The organism is Bauldia sp. (assembly GCF_020442045.1).
GTDB lineage: Bacteria > Pseudomonadota > Alphaproteobacteria > Rhizobiales > Kaistiaceae > Bauldia.
The window spans coordinates 1-3,356 of the sequence record NZ_JAGRLA010000095.1; the positions used below are offsets into that span (position 1 = coordinate 1).

Sequence of the window (3,356 nt, forward strand, 5' to 3'; positions counted from 1 at the left end):
GCGCCGAACTCGCCCCAGTGGTTCAACACCGGCCTGCACTGGGCCTATGGCATCGACGGCCCGGGCCAGGGCCACTTCTATGTCGATTACAAGACCGGCGAGCTCCGCGCCTCGGAGACCGCCTACGAGCATCCCCAGCCGCATGCCTGCTTCATCCAGGGGATCGCCGACGACCTCGTCAACGACGGCGGCATCATGGATCTGTGGGTGCGCGAGGCGCGCCTGTTCAAATACGGCTCCGGCACCGGCTCCAACTTCTCGGCGCTGCGTGGCGAGGGCGAGCGGCTCTCCGGCGGCGGCAAGTCGTCGGGCCTGATGTCCTTCCTCAAGATCGGCGATCGCGCCGCCGGCGCCATCAAGTCGGGCGGCACCACCCGCCGCGCCGCCAAGATGGTGGTGGTCGACATCGATCATCCCGACATCGAGCAGTATATCGACTGGAAGGTGAAGGAGGAGCAGAAGGTCGCCGCGCTGGTCACCGGCTCGAAGGTGATCTCCCAGCACCTCAAGGCGATCATGAAGGCCTGCGTCAACTGCGACGGCGACGGCGACGCCTGCTTCGATCCCAACCAGAACCCTGCCCTCAAGCGCGAGGTCCGCGCCGCCAAGAAGGGCCAGGTCCCGGAAAACTACATCCGCCGCGTCATCCAGTTCGCGCGCCAGGGCTATACCGACATCGAATTCCCGATCTACGACACCGACTGGGATTCGGAGGCCTATCTCACCGTCTCGGGCCAGAACTCGAACAACTCGGTCCGGGTCACCGACGACTTCCTCAACGCGGTCGAGGATGACCGCGACTGGAGCCTCACCGCCCGCATCACCGGCCAGACCACCAGGACGCTGAAGGCGCGCGAGCTGTGGGAGAAGATCGGCGAGGCGGCCTGGGCCTCGGCCGATCCCGGCATCCAGTTCCACACCACGGTCAACGATTGGCACACCTGCCCGTCATCCGGGCCGATCCGCGCCTCGAATCCGTGCTCGGAATACATGTTCCTCGACGACACGGCCTGCAACCTCGCCTCGCTGAACCTTCTCCAGTTCCGCGACGCGGCGAAGCGCTTCGACGTCGACGCCTTCGAGCATGCGGTCCGGCTGTGGACCATCGTCCTCGAGATCTCGGTGCTGATGGCCCAGTTCCCGTCGAGGCGGATTGCCGAGCTTTCCTACGAATACCGCACCCTCGGCCTCGGCTACGCCAATATCGGCGGCCTGCTGATGACCTCCGGCATTTCCTATGACTCGAAGGAAGGCCGCGCGATCTGCGGCGCGATCACCGCACTGATGACCGGTGTCTCCTACGCGACCTCGGCGGAGATGGCCGGCGAGCTCGGCCCCTTCCCCGGCTACCAGAAGAACCGCAACGACATGCTCCGCGTCATGCGCAACCATCGCCGCGCGGCGCAAGGGGTCGCCGACGGCTATGACGGCGTCCATATCGCGCCGGTGCCGCTCGACGGCGCCACCTGCCCGGACCTGCGCATCGTCGAGCGGGCGCGCACCGCCTGGAACCGCGCCGTCACCCTCGGCGAGCTCAACGGCTACCGCAACGCCCAGGCCAGCGTCATCGCCCCGACCGGCACGATCGGCCTGATCATGGATTGCGACACCACCGGCATCGAGCCCGACTTCGCGCTGGTCAAGTTCAAGAAGCTCGCCGGCGGCGGCTACTTCAAGATCATCAACCGCGCGGTGCCCGAGGCGCTCCGCCTCCTCGGCTATGACGAGAAGCAGATCGCCGACATCACCACCTATGCGGTCGGCCACGGCTCGATCAAGAACGCGCCCGGCATCAACCCGGCCGCGCTCAAGGCCAAGGGCTTCCGCGACGAGACGATCGAGAAGATCGAGGCCGGCCTCGAATCCGCCTTCGACATCAAGTTCGTCTTCAACCGCTGGACCATCGGCGACGAGCAGATGAAGGCGCTGAACGTGCCGGAGGAGAAATTCTCCGATCCGGCTTTCGACCTCCTCACGCATCTCGGCTTCACCAGGAAGGAGATCGAGGCGGCGAACCTCCATATCTGCGGGTCGATGACGCTGGAAGGCGCGCCGGGCCTCAAGGACGAGCACCTGCCGGTCTTCGACTGCGCCAATCCCTGCGGCAAGATCGGCAAGCGCTACCTTTCGGCGGAGAGCCACATCCGGATGATGGCGGCGGCCCAGCCCTTCATCTCGGGCGCGATCTCCAAGACGATCAACATGCCGAATGACGCGACCGTCGAGGACGCCAAGAAGGCCTATATGCTGTCCTGGCGCCTCGCGCTGAAGGCGAACGCCCTCTACCGCGACGGCTCGAAGCTCTCGCAGCCGCTCAATGCCCAGCTCCTCGCCGACGAGGAGGACGACGAAGAGGAAGCCGTCGAGCAGATCGTCGCCAAGCCCGCTGCGGCCCGCGCTGAAGCTGTCGCGGAGCGGATCGTCGAGCGCATCGTCGAGAAGGCGATCCGCGAGCGCGAGAAGATGCCGAACCGCCGCAAGGGCTACACCCAGAAGGCGATCGTCGGCGGCCACAAGGTTTACTTGCGCACCGGCGAATATGACGACGGCCGCCTCGGCGAGATCTTCATCGACATGCACAAGGAAGGCGCCGCCTTCCGGGCGATGATGAACAACTTCGCCATCGCCATCTCGCTTGGCCTGCAATACGGCGTGCCGCTGGAGGAGTTCGTGGAGGCCTTCACCTTCACCCGCTTCGAGCCGGCCGGCATGGTGCAGGGCAACGACGCGATCAAGAACGCCACCTCGATCCTCGACTACGTGTTCCGCGAACTGGCGGTGTCCTACCTGTCGCGCCACGACCTCGCCCATGTCGACATGTCGGATTTCTCCAATACCGCGCTCGGCAAGGGCATTTCGGAAGGCAAGACCGTGCCCTTCTCCAAGGGGCTGACGCGTGGCGCGGCACTGAAGGTGGTGACCGGTTCCGACACGCCGAAGGGCGCGGGCGGCGCCGGCGCGGGCGACCGCTTCGGCGATCCCCGGCACGCGTCCCCTGCCCCGCTGAAGGCGCCCGTCGCCTCCGCCCCGTCCGGCGCGGCGACATCGCGCGGCGGCTCCACGGTGACCTCGGTCATCGCCGGCGCAACCGTGCTGGCTCTGCAGGAAGAGGCGGCGGCGTTCACGCGCAACACCGAGGCGACGGCCTTCAAGCGCGACTATGAGGAACGCGCGCGCGAATTCGCCCGCGAACTGGAGCAGGAGGCGACCGACGCGCTGTTCTCCGACGAGGCTGCGGACGAAGCCGCCGAAGCCCGCGCACAGGCCGCCGATGCGGTGCAGGCCGACAAGAAGCGCGCCGCCGACCGCCGCGCCCAGGCGCTCGCCATGGGCTACACCGGCAACATGTGCGCCGA

At 66.8% G+C, this 3,356-nt stretch carries 1 protein-coding gene; it reads left to right on the forward strand.

All coding sequences use genetic code 11. The features are described 5' to 3' along the window. On the forward strand, positions 1-3,356 hold a 3,356-nt coding region (locus tag KDJ86_RS11040; protein ID WP_291745529.1), incomplete at both ends, for a vitamin B12-dependent ribonucleotide reductase.